24 protein-coding genes, 2 tRNA genes and 2 pseudogenes are annotated in these 20,197 nt (G+C 69.1%); 17 read left to right on the forward strand and 11 right to left on the reverse strand.

Going from position 1 to position 20,197, the window contains the following annotated elements; all coding sequences use genetic code 11:
- Positions 1-785 precede the first annotated feature (785 nt).
- From mobF to ACFFC4_RS20280, 6 genes and pseudogenes are all read left to right on the forward strand, one after another.
- Positions 786-1,834 (forward strand): annotated as a pseudogene (gene mobF, locus ACFFC4_RS20255) (MobF family relaxase).
- 288 nt (positions 1,835-2,122) lie between these two features.
- Positions 2,123-2,314 (forward strand): AAA family ATPase, encoded by a 192-nt coding sequence (locus ACFFC4_RS20260; protein WP_375504248.1) that lies wholly within the window; start codon positions 2,123-2,125, stop codon positions 2,312-2,314.
- A gap of 266 nt (positions 2,315-2,580) precedes the next feature.
- Positions 2,581-3,372, forward strand: a complete 792-nt coding sequence (locus ACFFC4_RS20265) for a hypothetical protein (RefSeq protein WP_375504250.1) — start codon at positions 2,581-2,583, stop codon at positions 3,370-3,372.
- Positions 3,327-3,572, forward strand: a complete 246-nt coding sequence (locus tag ACFFC4_RS20270) for a hypothetical protein (protein WP_375504252.1) — start codon at positions 3,327-3,329, stop codon at positions 3,570-3,572. The genes ACFFC4_RS20265 and ACFFC4_RS20270 overlap by 46 nt, the downstream gene beginning before the upstream one ends.
- 171 nt (positions 3,573-3,743) lie before the next feature.
- Entirely contained in the window at positions 3,744-4,007 is a 264-nt protein-coding gene (locus ACFFC4_RS20275) for a hypothetical protein (RefSeq protein WP_375504254.1), read from the forward strand.
- Positions 3,991-5,049: a tyrosine-type recombinase/integrase gene (locus tag ACFFC4_RS20280; RefSeq protein WP_375504256.1), complete on the forward strand. Its 1,059-nt coding sequence runs from the start codon at positions 3,991-3,993 to the stop codon at positions 5,047-5,049. The genes ACFFC4_RS20275 and ACFFC4_RS20280 overlap by 17 nt, the downstream gene beginning before the upstream one ends.
- 12 nt (positions 5,050-5,061) lie before the next feature.
- Here the strand turns inward: ACFFC4_RS20280 and ACFFC4_RS20285 are convergent, their stop codons facing one another.
- The 4 genes from ACFFC4_RS20285 to ACFFC4_RS20300 form a co-directional block, all read right to left on the reverse strand.
- Positions 5,062-5,781, reverse strand: coding sequence for an RES family NAD+ phosphorylase (locus ACFFC4_RS20285; protein ID WP_375504258.1), 720 nt, complete (start codon positions 5,779-5,781; stop codon positions 5,062-5,064).
- 2 nt (positions 5,782-5,783) lie between these two features.
- Positions 5,784-6,212 (reverse strand): hypothetical protein, encoded by a 429-nt coding sequence (locus ACFFC4_RS20290; protein WP_375504260.1) that lies wholly within the window; start codon positions 6,210-6,212, stop codon positions 5,784-5,786.
- Positions 6,213-6,454: 242 nt separating this feature from the next.
- Positions 6,455-6,527 (reverse strand) — tRNA-Arg (locus ACFFC4_RS20295).
- Positions 6,528-6,611: 84 nt separating this feature from the next.
- Positions 6,612-8,582 carry a putative Ig domain-containing protein gene (locus ACFFC4_RS20300; protein ID WP_375504261.1) on the reverse strand — a complete coding sequence of 657 codons (1,971 nt, stop codon included), beginning with the start codon at positions 8,580-8,582 and terminating at the stop codon, positions 6,612-6,614.
- 151 nt (positions 8,583-8,733) lie between these two features.
- Between ACFFC4_RS20300 and moaC the strand changes: the two genes are divergently transcribed.
- From moaC to ACFFC4_RS20320, 4 genes are read left to right on the forward strand one after another with little or no spacing between them, the layout of a single operon-like run.
- Positions 8,734-9,213 (forward strand): cyclic pyranopterin monophosphate synthase MoaC, encoded by a 480-nt coding sequence (gene moaC, locus ACFFC4_RS20305; RefSeq protein ID WP_375504263.1) that lies wholly within the window; start codon positions 8,734-8,736, stop codon positions 9,211-9,213.
- Entirely contained in the window at positions 9,210-9,698 is a 489-nt protein-coding gene (locus tag ACFFC4_RS20310) for a molybdenum cofactor biosynthesis protein B (RefSeq protein ID WP_375504265.1), read from the forward strand. The genes moaC and ACFFC4_RS20310 overlap by 4 nt, the downstream gene beginning before the upstream one ends.
- Positions 9,695-10,165: a molybdenum cofactor biosynthesis protein MoaE gene (locus tag ACFFC4_RS20315; protein WP_375504267.1), complete on the forward strand. Its 471-nt coding sequence runs from the start codon at positions 9,695-9,697 to the stop codon at positions 10,163-10,165. The genes ACFFC4_RS20310 and ACFFC4_RS20315 overlap by 4 nt, the downstream gene beginning before the upstream one ends.
- A complete protein-coding gene (locus tag ACFFC4_RS20320) occupies positions 10,162-10,320 on the forward strand; it encodes a hypothetical protein (protein WP_375504269.1) in 159 nt (52 codons plus the stop codon). The genes ACFFC4_RS20315 and ACFFC4_RS20320 overlap by 4 nt, the downstream gene beginning before the upstream one ends.
- Before the next feature lie 23 nt (positions 10,321-10,343).
- Here the strand turns inward: ACFFC4_RS20320 and mscL are convergent, their stop codons facing one another.
- Together mscL and ACFFC4_RS20330 are read right to left on the reverse strand one after the other, a co-directional pair.
- A complete protein-coding gene (gene mscL / locus ACFFC4_RS20325) occupies positions 10,344-10,775 on the reverse strand; it encodes a large conductance mechanosensitive channel protein MscL (protein ID WP_375504271.1) in 432 nt (143 codons plus the stop codon).
- A gap of 56 nt (positions 10,776-10,831) precedes the next feature.
- On the reverse strand, positions 10,832-11,482 hold the full coding sequence (locus tag ACFFC4_RS20330) for an SAF domain-containing protein (RefSeq protein WP_375504273.1): 651 nt from the start codon (positions 11,480-11,482) through the stop codon (positions 10,832-10,834).
- 99 nt (positions 11,483-11,581) lie between these two features.
- On the opposite strand from ACFFC4_RS20330, the gene ACFFC4_RS20335 reads away from it, so the two are divergent.
- The gene (locus ACFFC4_RS20335; protein ID WP_375504293.1) at positions 11,582-11,896 is read left to right on the forward strand and encodes a hypothetical protein; all 315 of its coding nucleotides are present in this window, start codon (positions 11,582-11,584) and stop codon (positions 11,894-11,896) included.
- A gap of 14 nt (positions 11,897-11,910) precedes the next feature.
- On the opposite strand, the pseudogene ACFFC4_RS20340 reads toward ACFFC4_RS20335, so the two are convergent.
- Positions 11,911-12,057 (reverse strand): annotated as a pseudogene (locus ACFFC4_RS20340) (FmdB family zinc ribbon protein); the annotation flags it as partial.
- A 116-nt stretch (positions 12,058-12,173) separates the two neighbouring features.
- Positions 12,174-12,731, reverse strand: coding sequence for a 5-formyltetrahydrofolate cyclo-ligase (locus ACFFC4_RS20345; protein WP_375504275.1), 558 nt, complete (start codon positions 12,729-12,731; stop codon positions 12,174-12,176).
- Between the two features lie 31 nt (positions 12,732-12,762).
- Here ACFFC4_RS20345 and ACFFC4_RS20350 point away from each other — a divergent pair, with 31 nt between their 5' ends.
- The 6 genes from ACFFC4_RS20350 (at position 12,763) to ACFFC4_RS20375 (ending at position 16,993) form a co-directional block, all read left to right on the forward strand.
- Complete coding sequence (locus tag ACFFC4_RS20350; RefSeq protein ID WP_375504277.1) at positions 12,763-13,662, forward strand: UTP--glucose-1-phosphate uridylyltransferase; 900 nt, start codon at positions 12,763-12,765, stop codon at positions 13,660-13,662.
- Positions 13,663-13,676: 14 nt separating this feature from the next.
- A complete protein-coding gene (gene glp / locus ACFFC4_RS20355; protein WP_375504279.1) occupies positions 13,677-14,918 on the forward strand; it encodes a gephyrin-like molybdotransferase Glp in 1,242 nt (413 codons plus the stop codon).
- 16 nt (positions 14,919-14,934) lie between these two features.
- Positions 14,935-15,570, forward strand: a complete 636-nt coding sequence (locus ACFFC4_RS20360; RefSeq protein WP_375504281.1) for a GNAT family N-acetyltransferase — start codon at positions 14,935-14,937, stop codon at positions 15,568-15,570.
- 188 nt (positions 15,571-15,758) lie between these two features.
- Positions 15,759-16,466 carry a hypothetical protein gene (locus tag ACFFC4_RS20365; RefSeq protein ID WP_375504283.1) on the forward strand — a complete coding sequence of 236 codons (708 nt, stop codon included), beginning with the start codon at positions 15,759-15,761 and terminating at the stop codon, positions 16,464-16,466.
- 68 nt (positions 16,467-16,534) lie between these two features.
- A tRNA-Ala gene (locus ACFFC4_RS20370) sits at positions 16,535-16,611 on the forward strand.
- A gap of 193 nt (positions 16,612-16,804) precedes the next feature.
- Positions 16,805-16,993 carry a diguanylate cyclase domain-containing protein gene (locus ACFFC4_RS20375; protein WP_375504285.1) on the forward strand — a complete coding sequence of 63 codons (189 nt, stop codon included), beginning with the start codon at positions 16,805-16,807 and terminating at the stop codon, positions 16,991-16,993.
- 19 nt (positions 16,994-17,012) lie between these two features.
- Here the strand turns inward: ACFFC4_RS20375 and ACFFC4_RS20380 are convergent, their stop codons facing one another.
- The 3 genes from ACFFC4_RS20380 to ACFFC4_RS20390 form a co-directional block, all read right to left on the reverse strand.
- The gene (locus ACFFC4_RS20380; RefSeq protein WP_375504287.1) at positions 17,013-17,504 is read right to left on the reverse strand and encodes a DUF2382 domain-containing protein; all 492 of its coding nucleotides are present in this window, start codon (positions 17,502-17,504) and stop codon (positions 17,013-17,015) included.
- Positions 17,505-17,580: 76 nt separating this feature from the next.
- Positions 17,581-19,473 carry a SpoIIE family protein phosphatase gene (locus ACFFC4_RS20385; RefSeq protein ID WP_375504289.1) on the reverse strand — a complete coding sequence of 631 codons (1,893 nt, stop codon included), beginning with the start codon at positions 19,471-19,473 and terminating at the stop codon, positions 17,581-17,583.
- A gap of 90 nt (positions 19,474-19,563) precedes the next feature.
- Positions 19,564-20,124, reverse strand: a complete 561-nt coding sequence (locus ACFFC4_RS20390) for a hypothetical protein (RefSeq protein WP_375504291.1) — start codon at positions 20,122-20,124, stop codon at positions 19,564-19,566.
- Positions 20,125-20,197 lie beyond the last annotated feature (73 nt).

The following is a 20,197-nucleotide window of genomic DNA, read 5'->3' on the forward strand; positions in this document are numbered from 1 at the left end:
CGGTCACCACGATCAGGAACCCGACTTACACCACTCGGCGGGACTCTCCCCCCTGACACGCCCGGCACGCCGCCACGTCCAGACAACCCGCCACTGACCGCCTAATTCAGCAGTCTCCTAGAACACCACGCAAGAGGTCACCCAAGGCGTCATAGTCCGTAAGCGACGCCCGTAGCTCGAGAGCAGCGGATCCGATCCGAACCGTCGCGTCGGCCCAGTCATATCCGGTCAGCCGGTAGTCGAAGTCGAACTCTGCCATCGCGCGAGTATGCCCTCGGCATCCGTCGCCGAAGCATGCCCGCAGGACTACGGACTTCGAGACGTTGCCACCGCTATCAGCGACCCGACATTAGCCAAACTCTCGTCACGACCGACGCGCTGTCATCGGCGTGAGCGGTTGGTTGATCAAGCTGCCGACCCCGGGCCGGTCCCGAGTCGATACACCGACGCGGTGGGCAACTGGACCGGACAACTCCGAGCTGACGCATGGACGTCGACGACCTCCGGCACGGTCACGTACTCGACTTGCTGGCGCCGGGCCGGCAACGGCCGCCGCGCCCAGCCACCCCGCTGACCCCGCCGACACGGCAGGCCCTGACACGCTCGAATCCCCTCAATGTGACGTAATCACACCTCTCAATGACGGTCGACCATTGCCCATCATTATCAAGTCTTTACTGATAACGGCACGAATGCTACCAATATTGGTAGGTCGGTCAACTTTTCAGGTGACACAAGAAACATTGTTGGTTGTTGTTGGGTGGCGTTGATAAATGCGCGGCGGGATGAAGACCTATCGGGGTTCGCCGGCTGCTGCCCGCAACTATGTGGAGGCTGATCGGGGCCGTGCGGATGACTATTATCTGGCCGAGGGAACCGGCATCGCGCAGCGCTACGTCGCGTCACCCGAGGCCGGGGTGCAGCGCGTGACGCCGCTGTCCGGGGATGCGTATGAGGCGTGGGTGGCCGGTGTCGACCCGGAAACCGGGGTGGCGAAGGGGCGGTTGCGGCACGACGATCAGGCGGTCCGCTTCGTCGAAGTGACCGTCAACGGCCCGAAGTCGTGGTCGCTGGCGGCGGAGTTGCAACCGGAGATTTCAACCGCCTATGACGCCGCACAGGACCGCGCCGCGACCCAGATCATCGGTCGGCTCGGGCAACACGCGACGACGCGGGTGGGCCCCCGGGGGCGGCAAGTGCAAATGCCGGTGCAGAAATCGAGGCGGCGGTGGTGCGGCATTACACGTCGCGCGCCGGTGATCCCCACCGTCATTTACATCTGCAGATCAACGCGCGGGTGTTCGCCGCCGGGACATGGCGCAGCCTGCACACGGTTGGCGTCCGGGATTCGCTGGATGCGATCAACGGCGTCGGACACGCCGCCGTGGCCACCGATCCCGCCTTCCGGGCCGCACTCGCGGCGCACGCGTTCACCCTCGATGAGGGCGGCGAGATCACCCAGTTGGCGCCGTTCGCCGGTGCGTTCAGCGCCCGCGCGGCGCAGATCACCCGCACGATCGACGGCCACGAGACCGACTGGATCGCGGCGCACCCGGGGCAAACTCCGGGCCCGGCGTTGCGCCGCTCGTGGGACGCGCGAGCGTGGGTCGACGGCCGCCCGGACAAGATCCACCCTGCCCGACGGATCGGATCTGAACGGCCGGTGGCGGGCCGAACTCGCCACCCTCGGCTACTACGGCCCCACCCGGGAGGTCCCGCTGGAGCCGGTCTCGGTCGGCTCGCTGGACCACGACCAAGCCGTCGACGAGGTGCTCACCCGCCTGGCGGCGCGACGCTCGGGGTGGAACGCGCCGGACGTGCGCGGCGAGGTTGAACTCCTCCTCGCCCGCCGCGGGATCGTCACTGGCGAGCGGGTCCGTCTCGAGTGGGCCGAAGACCTGACCGCCCGCACCCTCGAGTCCTGCGTGCCGCTGCTGGACCGGGCCGGGGTGCCCGAACACATCCGTGCCCTCACCTTCCCGCATGTGCTCGAGGTCGAGGGTTCAGCCCGGCCGAACGCAGGTGCGCACAAACCGACCTCGCCAGCAGGCTCGCAGTCCGCGGCAGTGCCCCCGCTGCGGCGCCCGCCAAGCAGCCCGCACCCATCGCGCTCGCGGCGACCGTGCCGGGTGGGCGGCAGCTCGACGAGACCCAGACCGCCGCCGCGCAGGCGCTCGCCGGCAACGCCCACCTCATGGTCATCGAGGGCCCCGCCGGTGCCGGGAAGACCTCCACCCTGGCGGTGGCCCGTGACCTGCTGGCCGCCCGGGACCGTCGCATGGTGGTGGTCACCCCGACGTTGAAGGCCGCGTAAGTCGCGCAGGCTGAGCTCGGGTCGCGGGCCGGGTCGGCGGCCTGGTTGGCGTTCCAGCACGGTTATCGGTGGGGCGCCCACGGCGCGTGGACCCGCCTGCAACCCGGCCAATCGGACCCGCACACCGGCGATCTACCGCGGTCCGGCGCCGGCCGCGGTGCCGCGGGCCGGGGACCTGTTGCTGGTGGACGAGGCCGGAGGCTGGACCAGGACACCGTCCGCGCCTGCTCACCGTCGCCGACGAACACCACGTACGCCTCGCGTTGATGGGGGACCGGCACCAGCTCTCGGCGGTCGGGCGCGGCGGCGTGCCCGACCTCGCCGCCCGCTGGGTCGACTCGGACGCCTATCACACGCTCGAGACCGTCCACCGATTCACCCACGAGACCATGGCTGCGGACGGGCAGCTCGAGGTCGTGCCGGACGTCGAGTACGCGCAGCTGAGCCTGGCCATGCGCACCAGCGAGAACCCCACCGACGTGTTTGCCGCGTTGCTCGAGCGCGGCCAGATCCGCCTCTACGACACCGACGCCAGCCGGTTGGCGGCGCTGGCAGACCTCGCCGCCACCGACATCCGCGATGGCGGGCGGGCGCTGGTGGTGGCCGACACCCGCGACCAGGTGAGCGAGCTGAACACCGCGATCCGCGACCGCCTCGTCACCGCCGGCCTCGTCGACAACACCCACGCCATCACCACCGGAGCTGGTCACCGGATCGGGATCGGGGGCCGGATCGTCACCCGCCACAACGACACCACCCTCGACGTCGCCAACCGCGACATCTGGACCGTCACCGGCATCGACGCGGACGGCTCCATCACCTCGGCGGTCAACCCGGTCACCTCGACGGTCACAGCGACCCAGGCGTTGGTCAACCCAGCACCGAGGGCCCGGGCGATGGTCACCCCGGCGTTCGAGTCCTGCCGTCCGACTACGTCGCTGCGCATGTCGAGCTGGGTTACGCCTCCACGGTGCACGTGGTCCAAGGCGACACCGCGCACGCCGGTCACCTCATGCTGGGTGAGCACACCGGCGCCTACTCGACCTATGTCGGGATGACCCGCGGCCGCACCGGCAACATCGCGCACGTCGTTGCTGCAGATCTCGACAACGCCCGCGAGCAGTGGGTCGCGACCTTCGCCCGCGACCGGGCCGGCTTAGGCCCCGCCCACGCCGCGCAGTTGGCCGCCAAGGCGGCGGCGAACTACGCCCAACCCCGCCCTGTGGACGACGTGGTGGCTGAGCTGCACTCGGCGTAGACCAGCGAGCAGCAGGCCCTCGACCGGCTCGCCAACCTCGAGCCCCGCGTCGACGCGCTCAGCCGGATCGTCGCCGTGCACGCCCGGCGGGACGCTGAACTGCCGCCCCTGAAGGACACCTACCAACGAGCCCAGCAGACCCTCGAGCACGCATCAGCACGCGCTGAAACTGTGTCAGCCGCAGTGGCACGAGACGCCGAGCGGCTCCGTGACGCGCTGCTCACCGACTGGGACACCCGCCGGGCCGCCGCGAACCAAGCCGCTCAGATCGTGGCCGCAGGGCCGGGCCGGTTCCGGCAACACCGCGCCGCGGTCACGACCTGGGCCAAACGAGCCGACGGCAGCTGGCGAGCCCGCTACCGCGACGCCCGCGGCAAAGAACACTCACGCCACTTCGGACGAAAATCGACGCCCAACAATGGATCGACTCGGTGACGACGGCAGTGAACACCGGTACCTACGTCGATCCCGCCAAGGCCGAGTCGCCGTCGGCGAGTGGTCCGAGCGATGGCTTGCCGGGCAGGGACACCTGAAGCCGTCGACCTACTCCCGCTATGCCGGCACTGTTCGCACACACGTCTTGCCGCTCTGGCGTGACGTGCCCCTGTCCGACATCTCCCGTGCGGAGGTGCTTGCGTGGGTGAGCGGATTAGCAGCCAACCGTTCGCCGTCGACCGCGCGCAAGGCGCACCGGGTGTTCTCGCTGATGCTGTCTCTTGCCGTTCGCGACGGACGTCTCGTCCGGAATCCCGCTGATGGAGTCGGTCTGCCACACGAGATCCAGCGGGATCGTCGCTACCTCACGCACGAGCAGGTCCGGGAGTTGGCCACTGCGTGCGGTCAGCCGGTCGACTCAGTTCTCAAGCGGCGCGCAGGCCGCGGCCACACTGCGGCGGACTACGAACTGGTCGTCCTCTTCCTCGCCTACACAGGTGTTCGCTTCGGCGAGATGGCGGCACTGCGGGTCCGTCGAATAGACCCCTTGAAACGTCGAGTCGAGATCGCGGAAGCCGTGACTTCCGTCGACGGGTTGCTCGTATGGGGGACACCGAAGGGTCACGGACGACGATGGGTGAGCGTGCCACGGTTCGTCGCAGAACGACTCGGCGAGCGTGTCCACGGCCTCGACCCTGATGACCTGGCATTCAGCACACCCCAGGGTGAACCGCTCCGAGCAGGCAATTTCCGTCGGGACGTCTTCACCCCAGCGACGCTGCGTGTCGGCCTCGAGGGGCTGGTGCTGCACGGACTCCGCCACACCGCGGCAAGCCTCGCGATCGCCGCTGGCGCCGGCGTCAAAGTCGTGCAGCAGATGCTCGGCCACAAGTCCGCGACCATGACCCTCGATCTCTACGGTCCCCTCTTTGACGACCGTCTCGACGAGGTAGCCGACGCCCTTGATCTCGCCGCACGCTCGACTAGGCCCACTCGAAGCAACGTTCGAGTCATGCCGGGTGTGGCCCCCCTCAGCGTCTAGAAACGGCTGTTGTCACAGCCAGATGGTCGGCAGCGGGATCTCGAGGGCGCGCGCCACCTGCGTGATCGCTCGCCGATGGTGACGTTGCGATGCGGTCAACGCGCTGATCGTGATCTCGACCGGGGTGTCGTCCCAGAGCGCCCAACACCATTCGTCGTCGTCGAGGCGAGAGCGGTAGGCGACGCCACCGATGTGGGGGTAGCGCTCCCGGATGGCTCGGCTCAGCGCCTGTGTCACCGGTCTGCCGACAGGGCCGCCGAGACGGACGACCGCCTCGTCCAACCGGACTGGACTGAGCGGTGTTCCGAGATCGCTTGCCTCTAGGGCCGTTCGGACCAGGGGATGCTTGTCCAGCTCGAGAAGCAACTGGGGATCGTGGACGTCGACCAGCGTCGTGGGCTCCGCCACTGTCACGCGACCAATGTGTTGCGCTGCGAGCCAGTCGCTGACGCCGTCCGCAGGATCCGGATGGTCTACATCCCCGTCTTCGACGCCTATGACACCGGCAAGCAGGGCTTCGGCTTCTGGCGCCGGACGGAAACGAGCCATGGTCTCGAGCAACGCGCCCGTGAGGTTCTCCGCAACATAACGAACGGTGTAGTGACCCCGTGGATCGTCGTAGCGGTTCCGGCCCGCCCCCTCGTGCGAGAGGCGTGGCAGCACTGCCGGCACGGGGTGTACACGCCACGCACCTCCCGTCGGAAGTCCTCGTTGCCCTAACTCCGGCGGCACGATCAGCCCTCGAGGAAGGCGCGAGTCGCGGCTAGCAGAGGCTGCTGCGCATCATCGGGATCGCTTCCTGCCAACAGCACCAGCGGGGCCCGGTCGTCGAGTTGAGGATTCGCCGAACGAAGGAAACTCGCCGGCACACTTCCTGTCGAGTAGACGAGGCTGATCGCATAGGTGATGCGGTACAGAAGGTGCAGCCGGCCCTGCTCGGCGTGGTCACGAGGCTCGGCACGCTCGTCGCGCCACCTACGAACCGTCCGCGCATCCGCTACTCCGACGCCGGCTGCCGTGAACCTCGGGCCGATCGTCTCCAGTAGCCAGCCGGCCTGCTCCCACGATGGAGTGGTGAGCGCCTCCTTGTATGCGCGCTCCCAGGCGTCGTCGGCAGAGATGCGGCTGACCTCGCCATGGGCAGCTGCAGCGGCGTTCGACATCGGGCCCTCCGCTCATCCGTTTGCCACGCGAGCCTACTGCGGTATCTCCTGCGTCTCTAGTGCGGAGCTATTTGGGGCCTGATAACTTCGTAATCCGTGTCAAAGTATGGTGGTTCGGGCGGTGTCAATCGCGAAATGTGAAGCCTGCGTGTGCGGACTTTTTTGCGGACTAAACCGTAAAACGCCCAACAGGGTGGCTAACTCGATGTCGCCCTAGCCCAGCAAACACGGGGGAAAGAGGGTGCCCCCGGCCAGATTCGAACTGGCGACGCCCGGCTTAGGAGTCCGGCGCTCTATCCCCTGAGCTACGAGGGCGGGGCTGATGCACCCGCAGTCTACGGGCCGGCGACTCCGACGGCGGGGCGCTTCGGGAGCACCCCGCCGCCGTCTGCCGAGCGACTACCCGAGCGTCAGCGCGGTGTCGTCGATCAGGAACGACGTCGCGTTGGACGAGTTCTCGGTGCCGGTCCAGGTGATCGTCACCGACTTGCCGGCGTAGGCCGACAGGCTGACGATGCGCTTCACGTACCCGGTGCCCTGGTTGACGTTCGAGTACGACTGCACGGACGTGCTGTTCGCGGAGACCGCGAGCTTGTCGTAGGCGGTGCTCGTGCCCTCGGTGCTGTCGATCCAGAGGTAGTACGTCAGTGACGCGGTGCACCCGGCCGGGATCGTCACCGTCTGAGTGAGGTGATCGGTGTGCGTGCTGCCGTACCCGTCGAGCCAGGCGTAACCGCTGCCCGTACGCGCATACGTGCCGTCGGTGTTGATGACGCCTGACGACTGTGTCCAATTGGTGGTGCCGGACTCGAAACCGGGGTTGAGCAGCTTCTGCCCGCTGCACGTGCTGGCGCCGCTGGAGGACGAGATGGTCCACGAGAAGGTCGCATTGCCCGAGGCGCCGGTCGAATCCTTGGCCGTGACGGTGACGTTGTAGGTCCCCGCTGCGGACGGCGTTCCGGAGATGGCACCGGTCGTCGAGATCGACAATCCGGTGGGCAACCCGGTAGCGCTGTAGGTCAGGGCGGCGCCGGCCGAGTCCGTCGCCGAGATCTGCAGGCTGGTGGCGGTGCCGACCTTTCCAGTCTTGCTGCCCGGGTTCGTGACCGTCACCGTGTGCCCGGTGGTCGTGCCCGCTTTGAAGGCCGCGACGCCGTTCGGCGTGCCGAGGCCAGTCGGGCCGTCCCAACCGGCCGCGGCGGTGCACAGCAGGGTCGGCGTGCAGGTGCCGTTGTTGCCGCTGGTGACGTCGTTGAGGCTGCTCGCGTGCGAGTACGGATCAGCGGGCGGCACGTCGGTGCTGCCCGGGGTGCCGGCCAACGCGTAGACCGAGGCGATGATCGGGGCCGCGGCGCTCGTGCCGCCGTACACGGCCCAGCCGCTGCCGCCATAGGTCTGATATACGGCGACACCGGTGGCCGGGTCGGCCACGGCAGAGACGTCGGAGTCCGCGCGCTTGGCGCACGTCGCGGTGGAGACAACGCTCTGGTACGACGGCTTCGCCTCGCTGCTGGAGCAACCGGAACCGCCGCCTTCGGTGGAGTTCGTCTTCCAGACCGACTCCGTCCACCCCCGGGTGTTGCTGGCCGTCTTGAGCGCAGTGCCGCCGACCGCGACGACGCGCGGGGAGGTGGCCGGGTAGATGACGCCCCCGCTGTACGCGCCGTCACCGGTCGACGCGGTGTAGACGACACCGGAGGACTTGAAGTAGGTGCTGTCGGAGCCGGCTTCGCTGCCGTCCTCCGAACCGCCCCAGCTCATGGACACGAACTTCGCGCCGAGGGTGGCGGCCTCCTTGACGGCGGTGAACAGGTTGTCCGACGCGTCCTTGGCCTCGATCAGCGTGATGCCGCACTTCGGGCAGATCGCCGAGGCCATGTCGAGGTCCAGGGAGATCTCGCCGGCCCAGCCGGTGTCGGCGGTCGGCAACGGGCTCGTGGCGCCGGTCTGGTTGAGCTTCTTGAAGCAGCCGTTGGCCGTGGTGCACGCAGCCAACCCGTACTGCGTGCGGTAGGCGGCGAGGTCGCTCTCGGCGTTGGGATCGTCGTAGGCGTCGACGATGTAGATGCGCTGGCCGGTGCCGGCCGTGCTCGAGGGCAGGGCGTAGGCCGACTGCAGGCTCGACGGGCCGAAGCCACCGGGCGTGGCCTGGGGGCTGGCCGCAACGGTTGCCTTGGACGCGAACCCGAGATCGCTGCGGCGCAGCGCGAAGCAGGTGAAGTGACCTTCAGGGACGGACTGACTGCAGCTGTGCACGGTCGTGACCTTCGCGGTCGACGAGGACGCTGGAGTAGCCAGCGCTGATGTCGACGGGATTGCCAGGGCCGCCACGCCGACGAGGACGACGAGTCCTCGAAGCGCAGCATTCACGGGTTGCCTCCTGGGCAGGTGAGATCGGGGTGGCTCGCCGGGGTGCGAGCCTGTGCGGAAACGTAGAGCTAGATGAGTGCACGGTGGGGGCAGGCTACTGACAGCTTGTGGTCTGGCAGGAACACCCCTACCGGTGACTAGTGTCGACGGCGTGAGCGAGCCCGGTGTCCTGACGCACCTCGACGAGCACGGCGCGGCCCGCATGGTCGACGTGTCGGCGAAGGATGTCACCGCCCGCACCGCGACGGCCACCGGACGTTTCTGCACGACGCCTGAGGTGATTGACCTGCTGCGCCGCGACGGGCTGCCGAAGGGCGACGCGCTGGCCGTCGCGCGCATTGCGGGCATTGCCGCGGCCAAGCGCACACCCGATCTCGTCCCGCTCTGCCACCCCGTCGCCTTGCACGGCGTCACGGTGGACCTCGAGCTGCAGGACGACAGCGTGGTGATCACCGCGACGACGCGCACGGCCGACCGCACCGGCGTAGAGATGGAGGCGCTGACCTCGGTGGTCACGGCCGGTCTGGCGCTCTACGACATGGTCAAGGCGGTCGACCGCGGCGCGGTGCTCACCGACGTCCGGCTGCTGGCCAAGGCCGGTGGCCGATCGGGGGAGTGGTCGGCGTCGTGAAGGCCGCAGTGATCACCTGCTCGAACCGCTCGGCGAGCGGTGAGCGATCAGACGACTCGGGCGAACTGCTGGTCGCCCTGCTTTCCGAGGCCGGGCACGAGGTGGTACTGCGCCGCATCGTTCCCGACGAGATCGAACAGATCCGCGCGGCCGTGCATGCGGCATTGGACGCCGGCGCGCGAGCCGTGCTCACCACCGGCGGCACCGGATTGACCCCGACCGACGTGACCCCCGAGGCCGTCGAGCCGTTGCTCGACAAGCAGGTGCCGGGCATTGCCGAGACGTTGCGTGCCGTCTCGCGTGAACTCGTGCCGACGTCGGTGCTCTCACGTGGCGTGGCCGGGACGATCGGCGCCGCGCTCGTCGTCACCCTGCCCGGCTCGCCGGGCGGCGTACGCGATGGGATGGCCGTGCTGACACCGCTGCTCGAACACGCCGTGGATCAGCTCGGCGGCGGCGACCACCGCCCCGGCGGCGGGATATGAGCGAGGTGCGGCAGGGCAGCGACGGCACCCCGGGCAGCGACGTCGATCCGGTGCTGCGGCTGGTGACCGTGTCGGCCGAACCGCTCGACGTCGCGCTGCACGAGGCCGCCGTCGCGCACCCACGAGCCGGTGGCCGGGTCGTCTTCTGCGGCGTGGTTCGCGAGCACGACCACGACCGCGAGGTCGTCGAACTGGAATACGAGGCGCACCCGAGCGCGGAGCAGGTGCTGGCCGCGGTCGCCGCCGAGATCGCGGCCGACCCCGAGGTGCTCGCCGTTGCGGTCAGCCATCGCACCGGAGTGCTGGCGATCGGCGACATCGCGTTGGTGGCGGCGGTGGCCACCGCGCATCGTCGGGAGGCGTTCGATGCGTGCGCCCGGCTGGTCGACGAGACGAAGGACCGGCTGCCGGTCTGGAAGCGGCAGGTCTTCACCGACGGCTCGGACGAGTGGGTCAACTTCCCGTGACGCCCCCCGGACCGAACCCTCAGGACGAACCCGACAACGAGCCGGTGCTGCCGAGCGTCACCCGTGACGAGCTCGACGAGGGCTGGGGCGACGAGCGCTCGAACGTACGCGACGAGGACTGGTATCGACGCGAACGCCCGCCGCACCACGAGTGACGGCCAGCGGTCGCCCAGCGCGGTCAGCCCTGCGGTGTAGGGCGGTGGGAGCCTGATGTGCCCGAGCCCTGCTGAGCGAGCAGGTCGCGGATCTGCGTGAGTAGCAGGATGTCTTCGGCCTTGGGGTCGGGGTCGGGGTCGCCCTTGGCCGTCCGCGCCGCTCGGGCCTCGGCGAGCCGGTTCAGCGGGGCGACGATGAGGAAATAGATCGCGGCGGCGACGATCAGGAACGAGATCACTGTGTTGATGAAGTCGCCGTAGGCGAACGTGCTGTCGTTGATCGTGAACTTGAGCCTGCCGAAGTCCGGCTGGCCGCCGATGGCCGCGATGATCGGCGTGATGATGTCCTTGACCAGTGCGTTGACGACCGCACTGAAGGCCGCGCCGATGACGACCGCGATCGCCAGGTCGACGACGTTGCCCCGCATCACGAAATCCCGGAAGCCTTTGAGCACTGTTCTCTCTCCCTCAGCCCGAAGCGACACGGGTTCGTCCCCGCCCGCGCCGAATACTAGGGCGGCGAGATCAGCACGACGGTGAACGTCCGCGACGCCTGCTGGCGAGCCGCGCGCAACGCCGTGGCGCGGTCGGCGGCGATCACGACCACAGCGGCCTCGCCGTCGCCGCCGGGGAGCACGCTGAGCACCGTGGCCCCGCTCGCCACGAGTTGGGCGTCGGCCCGCGCCGCCCCTTCGTCGAGCGTGTCCGAAGGCCCGGCCAGCACGTCGACCTGGTCGCCGACGCGCACGTACTCGGCCGACCGACCGCCGGCGACGGTGATCGGCACTGCTCCGAGCCCTGCGGCCAGTCCGGTGGTGATGCCGGCGCCGAGCACGCGCGGCGCGGTCAGTGGTTCACGGGCGGTGAGCGCGCCGGCGCAGCGCCGCCCGATGACAGCGCGGACGCTGTGCGGCGTCGGCGGTGGATGCAGGTTTACCGGCCATTGCTCGATCCGGACGTCAGCCGAGTGCAAAATGCGCCCGGCGCCGATGGCATGCGTGGTGACCACCACCGAGACCGTGCGCACTGGGGCCCGAGCGGCCGCGCGATCGCGAGCCGAGTTGAGCGCGGTGAGCGCCGCCAACAGCAGGCAGGTGGCGGCAGCGATCAACTGCGGCCAGCGCCCCACCCGCAGCCAGGCCGTACGGAACGAGTCGAACATCAGTTGACCGTAGGCAGCAGCATGGCTTTCCGGAGGAGCGTCAAGCCCGGCTGTGGACGATCTAGCGTGCTGTGGACAGCGACCTGGAAAGCGTCACACGTGTGTGCCTCGAGCGGCAGTCAGGAGGAGGACGCGGCGGCCTTGCTCGAACCACCCGACGACGTCGACGACGAGCTGCTGCTCGACGACGCGCTCGAACTGCTCGACGAGGCCGAGGAGGACGACGAGCTCGACTCCTTCGCCGCTGCGCCGGTCGACGACTCCTTGCTTGACGAGTCCTTGCCCGACGACTCTTTGCCGGCGGATTCTCTGCCGGACGACTCCTTGCCGGACGACTCCTTGCCCGACGACTCCGTCGCCGAACCCGAGCCCGGCTCGCCGGAACTGGACTTGGCGCGGCTGTCGTTTCGGTAGAAGCCCGAACCCTTGAACACCACGCCGACGGCCGAGTAGACCTTGCGCACCGAGCCGCTACACACCGGGCACTCCGAGGCCGAAGGTTCGGTGAACGACTGCACCAGCTCGAACTTCTCGCCGCACTCGGGGTTCGTGCAGGCGTACTGGTAGGTGGGCATGAACTTCCTCCGACGAACTGACGCGGCTAGCCGATACCGGCTGGCACTCACAGGCTACGACTGCTAACCGAACGGGCCGACACCGGTATTCCGCCCACGCCCGTCAGCCGGACCCGTCAGCCCAACCGCGCCCACCCCGACGGGGTGACCACGGCACGCACCGGGCGGTCCCACGGCTGCGCCGGAACCTGCACCTCGCACTCGCCGTCGTAGAGCAGGGCCGCGGTCTCGGCCGACGGAGCGCAGCGTGGCAGCGCCCGGTCGTAGGACCCGCCACCGCGTCCCAGCCGCATCCCGTCGGCGCCCACCGCGAAGGCCGGGACGAGCACCGCCTGCGCCTGGCGGACGGCCGACACGCCCAGCGCCGGCCCCGGCCCGGATCCGGACCACCACGCCCAGTCGAGGTCGCGATCGGGCCGGGTGATCGGCACGAGCACCCGCACGCCGGCTGCGGTGAGGCCCGCGAGCAGATCCGTCGAACCGGGTTCGGTGCGCAACGGCACGTACGCCGCCACGCAGCGCCACCCGGCCGATTCCACGCGGGCCAGCACCGCTGCGCGGATCGCAACCCGGGCGCGCTCACGCTCGGCGTCGGTCATCGCTGCCCGGCTCGCGATGCGACGCCGGCGCAGCTCGTCCTTCGCGGCCGTCACCGGCGGATCACTTGAAGCCACGCCGACATTCTGGCCCCGTTAGGCTCGTCGAATGGCCAGCCGAACCGTGACCAAGGCGCTCGTCCCCGCAGCAGGGCGGGGCACCCGCTTCCTACCCTTCACCAAGGCGGTGCCGAAGGAACTCGCCCCGCTCGTGACGACACCAGCTCTCGAGTTTGTCGTGTCCGAGGCGGCGAGTGTCGGCATCACCGACGTCCTGTTCGTCGTCAACGACGAGAAGCAGGCACCCATCGCGGCCTACTTCTCGCCGCACGAGGACCTCGCGGCGGCGCTGGAGAAGAAGGGGGACGAGAAGGCGCTGGCCAGCATCCGACGTCCGGAGGAACTGGCCCGCATCGCGTATACGCACCAGACGGACCCGCGGGGGCTCGGGCACGCGATCGGGTGCGGTGCGGAGTTCGCGGCCGGTGAGCCGCTGGCCGTCCTGCTGCCCGACGACCTGGTCGACGATCGTGACTCACTGCTCGGTCCGATGCTCGACGTCTACGCCGAGTACGGCGGCATCGTCATCGGCCTGCTCGACGTCGGCATCGACAACATCAGCAAGTACGGCTGCGTGGTGCCGGCAGAGGGCGCCGACCCGAGCGCAGACGTCGTCCCGCTCGTCGACATGGTCGAGAAGCCAAAGGCCGAGGAGGCACCCAGCACGCTCGCGATCCTCGGCCGCTACGTCCTGCCGCCGGAGATCTTCGCCGCGCTGCACGAGACCGACCCCGGCGCAGGCGGCGAGATCCAAATCACGGACGCCATGCAGCGCCTCATCCACGGCGGCACCCCCGCGCACGGCGTCGTCTTCCGCGGTCGCCGCTACGACACCGGCGACCGCCTCGATTACGTCAAGGCCGTCGTCCAGCTCGCCGTCCGACACCCCGACATCGGAGCGGACTTCCGCGCGTGGTTGGGGGATTATGAGCCCGAGGGTGGCGATTGACAGGAGAGCACGCTGTGGCTGATGACGACCGCCTGCGGACGGTCGACGAGCATCTGGCGACGGTGCTCGACGGCATCGGCTCCATCGACCCGATCGAACTGATGCTGCTGGACGCGCAAGGCCTGCTGCTCGCCGAGAACGTCCGCAGCGACTTCCCGCTGCCCAGCTTCGACAACTCCTCCATGGACGGCTACGCCATCCGGGCCATCGACACCCGTGAGGCGAGCGCAGACGCACCCGTCTCCTTGCGGGTCGTCGGCGACATAGCGGCCGGGGCGTCGTCGCGCTCCGGCATGGGCCCCGGACTGGCCATGCGGATCATGACGGGAGCCCCGATCCCGGCGGGCGCCGACGCCGTCATCCCGCTCGAGGACACCGACCGCGGGATGGCCAAGGTCGCCATCCGCCGCACCGTGCACACGGGGGAGTGCCTGCGTCGAGCCGGTGAGGATCTCGAGGCCAACGCCCCGGCCCTCGCCGCCGGAGCCGCACTCGGCCCGCAGCAGCTCGCGCTGCTCGCCGCCATCGGCCGCGACCGGGTGACCGTCCGCCCGCGCCCGCGGGTGATCATCCTGTCGACCGGCAGCGAGCTCATCGAGGTGGGCCAGAAACCGAGCTTCGGCGAGGTCATCGACTCGAACTCCTACATGATCGCCGCGGCAGCCAAGGACGCCGGCGCCGATGCGCGCCGAATCGGCATCGTTGCCGACGACCACGCCAAGCTCCTGGACGTACTGGAGAGTCAGCTGCTGCGCGCCGACGTCCTGGTGACGAGCGGCGGGGTGTCGATGGGCGCCTACGACGTCGTCAAGGAAGCGCTGAGCGAGCTGGGCACCGTCGAGTTCACGCGGGTCGCGATGCAGCCGGGCAAGCCGCAGGGCTTCGGCCACCTCGGCAACAAGATCCCGATCTTCTGCCTGCCCGGCAACCCCGTCAGCAGCCTGGTGTCGTTCGAGGCGTTCGTCCGACCTGCGATCCGCAAGCTGCTCGGCAAGCGCAGCCTGCACCGCGCGACCGTTCAGGCGACCGCTCTCGAGGGCGCGAGCAGTCCGGCGGGAGTGCGCCAGTACCGGCGCGGTGTCCTGCACCGCGAGGGCGGCGGTGGGTACAGCGTGTCGCTCGTCGGCGGCGCCGGGTCGCACCTACTGGCCTCGCTCGCGCTGTCGAACTGCCTCGTCGTCGTTGACGAGGAGGTCACCGAGATCGTGCCGGGCACGGAGGTCACCGTCATGCCGTTGCTGCTGTCCAACCGTTGACGCGGCGGCGATCGGCATGGCGAAATCACCCGGGTGGCCGGCCGAACTGACGGCCGGGCCGTTGGTGCTGCGTGCGCCGCGGCTGCGCGACGGGCGTCTGTGGAGCGAGATCCGCATCCGCAACGAATACTGGTTGGCGCCGTGGGAGCCGTCCTCGCCGCTGACCTGGGGCGAGCGCAACGCGGTCTCGGCATGGCCGGCATTGCACTCGGCGCTGAAGGCGGCCGGCCGGCACGGCACGATGCTGCCGTTCATGATCGACTACGGTGGCCGCCTCGTCGGGCAGATGAACGTCTCCAACGTCGTGCACGGAGCATTGCGATCGTGCACCGTCGGGTACTGGGTCGACGGTTCGGTGGCGGGTCGCAACATCACGCCCACCGCTCTCGCGCTCGTGATCGATCACTGCTTCGCACAGGTCGGCCTGCACCGCGTCGAGGTCGACATCCGCCCCGAGAACGCGCCGAGCCTGCGGGTCGTCGAGAAGCTCGGGCTGCGCCGCGAGGGCTATTACGAACGCTTTCTCGACATCGACGGTGGGTGGCGTGACCACGTCGCCTTCGCGGTGACGGTTGAAGAGCTGGTCGGCACGCGGATGGTTGCCCGGGTGGGCGCGCTGCCGCCCGCGCCGACGTGGCGTTCGATGCGCTGACTCCCTCAGCAGTCCTTCTCAACCTCAGGTTGAGCTTCTCGCCCGACACGCCGTCGCACGTGCCGGATTCCGGGGCGCGCAGTAATTAGCGTGCTGATCACCGGTGTTACTGGTGTGACTGGAGAGTTTCAGCTGCAGACGCCGCACGCCTTGCCCGCACGAATCCAGCCCGCGATCGGAGGTGCTGCATGCTCTCCCCGTTCATGACCGTCGTCATCCTGATCGTGCTGTGGATGATCGTCGTGGTGCCCATGGTGCTGCGCCGCACCGACGAGCGTCGCCGCGAGCGCTCCGTGGCCGAATGGGGTCGGGGCATGCGCGCCCTCGGTCGCCGGTCCGACACCGTTGCGGCGGGCGGCGCCGCGAGTGCCGGCACGCACGCGCGTTCCGAGGTCTTCGTCCCCCGCACCCACCGAGCCACGCTTGCCGCTCCGGCGCGCCGGCCCGTGCCCGCCGCCCAGGAGGCGCTGATGTACCCGCCCGACCGCTCCGAACTGTCCGACGCGCGTGCCCAGATGCTCGCGCGCCGCCGGCGCTCCCTGACGCTGCTCGCGGGGGGCAGCATCGTGTTCGGGTTGCTCGCGATAGTCATGGGTGGAGTGTTCTGGCTGCTCGCTGCGCCGTTCCTGATCGGGCTTGCCGGCTACACGTGGTTCCTGCGCAGCCAGGCACTCAACGACCGGGCCCGCCGCGAGACCCGCCAGGCCCGCGCCGCGTCGCGCCGCCCGGCCGGGTACGACGCCACCACCGAATTCGGCCGCTTCGAGCAGGCCTCGGACACCGTTGTGCGCATCGACGACGACGACATCGAGCTACACAGCATGGACACCATCGACCTCACCGGCCTGTACTCCGAGGAGCAGGAGCCCGAGACGGTCGTGCGCCGGGCCAGCTGAAACGGGCTGATAGTCTCGTCGACGGCCTTCGGGCCTTCCCGATCGACGTCGATCCGTGTCGTAGATCAGGGGCTGTGGCGCAGTCCGGTAGCGCACCTCGTTCGCATCGAGGGGGTCAGGGGTTCGAATCCCCTCAGCTCCACCATCAAGCGGGGGCTCCTCGGCGCGCTAATCCGCCTGCGAGTTTGACCGGGTTAAGACCGTGTAAGATCGCTCAAGGCCGACTCCTCCGTCGACCACCGAGCAACATGCCGGCATCCGCGCAGCTCACTGTCGTCTCGCCTACCACAGATGACGCCACGACCGCTCGAACCAGCGTTGGTGACCCGCCAGGTTACATGATCGAGCTGGCCTCCCGGCTGGCCTCGAGCCTGCGCGCGAGTGACACCGTTGCCCGCTTCGGCGCAGACGAGTTCGTGGCGTGCGTCGACGAAGGGGCCGGGGGCGACATCGAACCGATCGTGCGTCGACTGTTGGCGACGATGGCGGCTCCCTGGGGAACCGGCCCCAAGCGCTCGGCCCGCTGATCACTCAACGGTGCGGGTGTCAGACAGGCCTGCTCGAGTCGTCGTCGACTGAGATCTCTTCGTGGCGCAGGCTGTCGCGCCACAGCGTCATCTCGGTGACGGTCTCGACGTGCGCTGTGACGCGTTCGTACACCTGCGTGTGAACGACCACCTCGGGGAGTTCCTCGCGCAGCAGGATCACCAGCGGCTCGTTGGCGCCGATCGGTGCGCGAGGAACGGGGGGTCCGTCGAGGGCGGTGCCCCGGTACCGCTGACCCGGGCCGACGGGCTCGACGTCGAGGGTCTCGACGACGAGTTCCTCGCGGCGAACTACGACGTCGACGGTCCGCGTCTCGGACACCACGCGACGACGTAGCCGAACGTGACCGGACTCGACCCACGCTCCGTTGGCGACCAGTTGCTCTTTCGAGATCACCATCTCTGACGTGGCGTCGGCGGGCACCGAAGAAGCTGGTTCGGTCACTGTCGGGAGCCCGGCGGGCGAGGGATGCAGCGAGTCGGCGGAGGTCATGAGGCTCTCCTCCCCGTTTTTCCGGCGTCACTGACAACGTCAGGCGCAAGCGACGCGCCGGGCTGTCGGGTCGCGGTCAGTCGCGCCTGGGGCCGGCCTCGGCCGGACGGGGTTGATCCTGGGGGTGGAAGCGGACTGCCAGCAGCGCCACGTCGTCGTCCGGCTGGTCGCCGACCATGCCGGCAACCACCGCGTCGAGCAGATCCTCGAGGCCGAGGTCGCGGCAACCGTCGAGCACCGCGAGTAGTTGAGCCTGGCGGTGATCCACGTTGAGGCTTCGGGTCTCGATGAGGCCGTCGGTGTACAGGAGCAAGGTCTCGCCCGGGCCCATGTCGGCGGTCTCGTCGTGGCGGGTGGCGTCGCGCAGCGTGGCAAGCGGCGGGTCCACCTGACTCACCAGCAGCGTGGGCACGCCGTCCGCGGTGACCCGGACCGGGGTCGGGTGGCCGGCGCAGGACCAGCGCAGACGGCGCAAGCCGGCGTCCGCTGCCGCGTCGTCCTGCTCGATGCGGGCGACGATCAACGTCGTCATCGTCGAGATACCGAGGTCCCTCATCACGGTGTCCAGCCGGGCGATCAACGCTGACGGCGGCTCGTCCTTGTGCTCCCACGCCATGCCGCGGAGCAGGTTGCGCAGCTGACCCATGACGGTAGCGGCGGCGATGTCGTGCCCGGCGACGTCACCGATCATGAGCGTGGTCGCGCCGGTAGGTGGCAGCAACGCGTCGTACCAGTCGCCGCCGACCTGGTCATGAGACTCCGCCGCGCGGTACCGGGCTGCGATGTGCAGGTGATCCGGTTCGGGGAGCCGGGTGAGCATCGCGTCCTGCAACGCGCGGGCTACCGCTCTGTCGTGCTGTGCGGCTGCGCGCAGGCGCTCGTTGGCGTCGGCGAGATCGACGGTCATCGCCCGCTGCACGGCGTAGAGCCGGGCATTGTCGAGCACCGTCCCCGCGCGCTGCGCGATGTTGGTAACGAGCTCGATCTCCGCCGTGGTGAACGGCTCGCGGCCGGCGTCGCGGGCGATCAACAAGACCCCGTGGACGGTGTTGCTGAACACCAGCGGCCAGGCCCCGTAACACTGCGGCGCAAGTGTTCGGAATGCCTCGATCGCCTTCGGCGATCGCAGGGCAGGGAGCCCGGTCTCCAACGCATCGGAGTACACCACTTGCGGCTCGCCGGACTGCATCGCACGCAGGCTGGCCCCGCCAGCACTGCGGACGCCGACCCAACGCTCGTTCGCGAGGTCGTTCAGGACCGGCTTGGCCTCCGACCGCGCGTGCCACCAGCCGACGTCGTGAGGCAGGTTGTCATCGTCGACGAGCGACACCAGCGACCAGTCTCCGAGAACCGGGATCACCAGGCGGGCCAGCAGGCCCACAGCGACCTCGGCGTCCAAGGTTTCGCTGAGTGCCTGGCCGACCTGTGCCACCAATGCGAGCTGAGCGTTGGCAACGACAGCCTGCTGCGCCGCGGAGCGCAACGCGAGTTCGCGCGCTGCGGCGCCGGACAGAACACGCAAGACCTCGACGTCGGCATCGCTCCATTGCCGAATGCGCGTGTCGACGACACAGAACGAACCCAACGCATGGCCATCGGGCGAGATGAGCGGAAAGCCGGCCCATGCGCGCACTCCCATTGCCACGATCGACGGGTTGGCAGCGGTGAGCGGGTTCGTCGCTGTGTCGCCCTCGATGAGCGGCTCGCCGGAAGCGACGACGTACTGACAGAACGACTCGTGCACTGCGTTCTGCACCGGACCGTCCGGCTGCAGGCCGATCCGCGACTTCCAGAAGGAACGTCGGGAGTCCATCAGCGTGAGGAACGCGAACGGTGCGTTCAGCAACTTGCACGCGAGGGACGTGAGATCGTCGAACGCCGGCTCGGGGTCGGTGTCCAGCAGGCCAGTTGCCGCCACTGCGGCGAGCCGGGCGGGATCGTCGATGCGGGGCACCTCCGACCGAGTCATGGACTCAGGATAAGGCCATGATCGTGACGACCTCACGACTTCGCCCCCTGCGACAGCGTTGTCGCAGGGGGCGAAGGGTCGTGCAGGGGGTCAGGAGGTCAGGCTGCGTAACTTCGCGCGCGCGCCGGCCTCGACTGCTGCCGGGCGCTGCTGCTCTCCGGCGAACGACGACACCACGACGAGCGCACCGGTCAGCGCCGGAATAACCCATTGGAGTGCCTTGAGCTGCTGCTGCGCCGAGGCAACCTCGCTGGGCGTCTCGCTCGTCGGCGTGGTTGCGTCCTCGGCCGGCACCCGCTGGGCGGCGGACACCTTCTGGCCGAGCACCCGAGACCAGGCGGTAACACCAAGCGCGGCAACGGTGAGACCCGTCTTGACCACAGACATCGCACCAACGCCCTGCTGACCGGCGATGCGGTCGGCGTTGCTCCGCAACTGCACCACCGAACCGACCAGGTGAGCGCCGATTGCTGCTGCGTTCACCGGCGTCCAGCGATCCCAACCGGCGTTCGCCACCGCACCGGCGTCAGTGGGACGCACGGCCTCGCCCGCTGCCGGATTCAGCGCAACAGCGTTGGCCAAGGTGCCGCCGAACCACGCGGCGAGGCCGATGTCGTGCAGCGATCGGGAAACGGTCGACGTGTTGCTCATTTGGTGCGCTCAACGCCCGTCTCGTCGATCTGCTCCTTGCGGACCTGCTCGGTGACGGTCTGCTCTTCGGTGA

It is taken from the genome of uncultured Jatrophihabitans sp. (assembly GCF_964244045.1).
Taxonomy (GTDB): Bacteria; Actinomycetota; Actinomycetes; order Mycobacteriales; family Jatrophihabitantaceae; genus Jatrophihabitans.

Coding starts and splice junctions, on each gene's coding strand:
- ACFFC4_RS20270 (WP_375504252.1), top strand. CDS start 3,327: ATGCTGGGTGAGCACACCGGCGCCTACTCGACCTATGTCGGGATGACC.
- ACFFC4_RS20360 (WP_375504281.1), top strand. CDS start 14,935: ATGGCGAAATCACCCGGGTGGCCGGCCGAACTGACGGCCGGGCCGTTG.
- ACFFC4_RS20350 (WP_375504277.1), top strand. CDS start 12,763: ATGGCCAGCCGAACCGTGACCAAGGCGCTCGTCCCCGCAGCAGGGCGG.
- ACFFC4_RS20375 (WP_375504285.1), top strand. CDS start 16,805: ATGATCGAGCTGGCCTCCCGGCTGGCCTCGAGCCTGCGCGCGAGTGAC.
- ACFFC4_RS20385 (WP_375504289.1), bottom strand. CDS start 19,473: ATGACTCGGTCGGAGGTGCCCCGCATCGACGATCCCGCCCGGCTCGCC.
- ACFFC4_RS20390 (WP_375504291.1), bottom strand. CDS start 20,124: ATGAGCAACACGTCGACCGTTTCCCGATCGCTGCACGACATCGGCCTC.
- ACFFC4_RS20280 (WP_375504256.1), top strand. CDS start 3,991: ATGGATCGACTCGGTGACGACGGCAGTGAACACCGGTACCTACGTCGA.
- ACFFC4_RS20290 (WP_375504260.1), bottom strand. CDS start 6,212: ATGTCGAACGCCGCTGCAGCTGCCCATGGCGAGGTCAGCCGCATCTCT.
- ACFFC4_RS20380 (WP_375504287.1), bottom strand. CDS start 17,504: ATGACCTCCGCCGACTCGCTGCATCCCTCGCCCGCCGGGCTCCCGACA.
- ACFFC4_RS20315 (WP_375504267.1), top strand. CDS start 9,695: ATGAGCGAGGTGCGGCAGGGCAGCGACGGCACCCCGGGCAGCGACGTC.
- ACFFC4_RS20265 (WP_375504250.1), top strand. CDS start 2,581: ATGGGGGACCGGCACCAGCTCTCGGCGGTCGGGCGCGGCGGCGTGCCC.
- ACFFC4_RS20330 (WP_375504273.1), bottom strand. CDS start 11,482: ATGTTCGACTCGTTCCGTACGGCCTGGCTGCGGGTGGGGCGCTGGCCG.
- ACFFC4_RS20365 (WP_375504283.1), top strand. CDS start 15,759: ATGCTCTCCCCGTTCATGACCGTCGTCATCCTGATCGTGCTGTGGATG.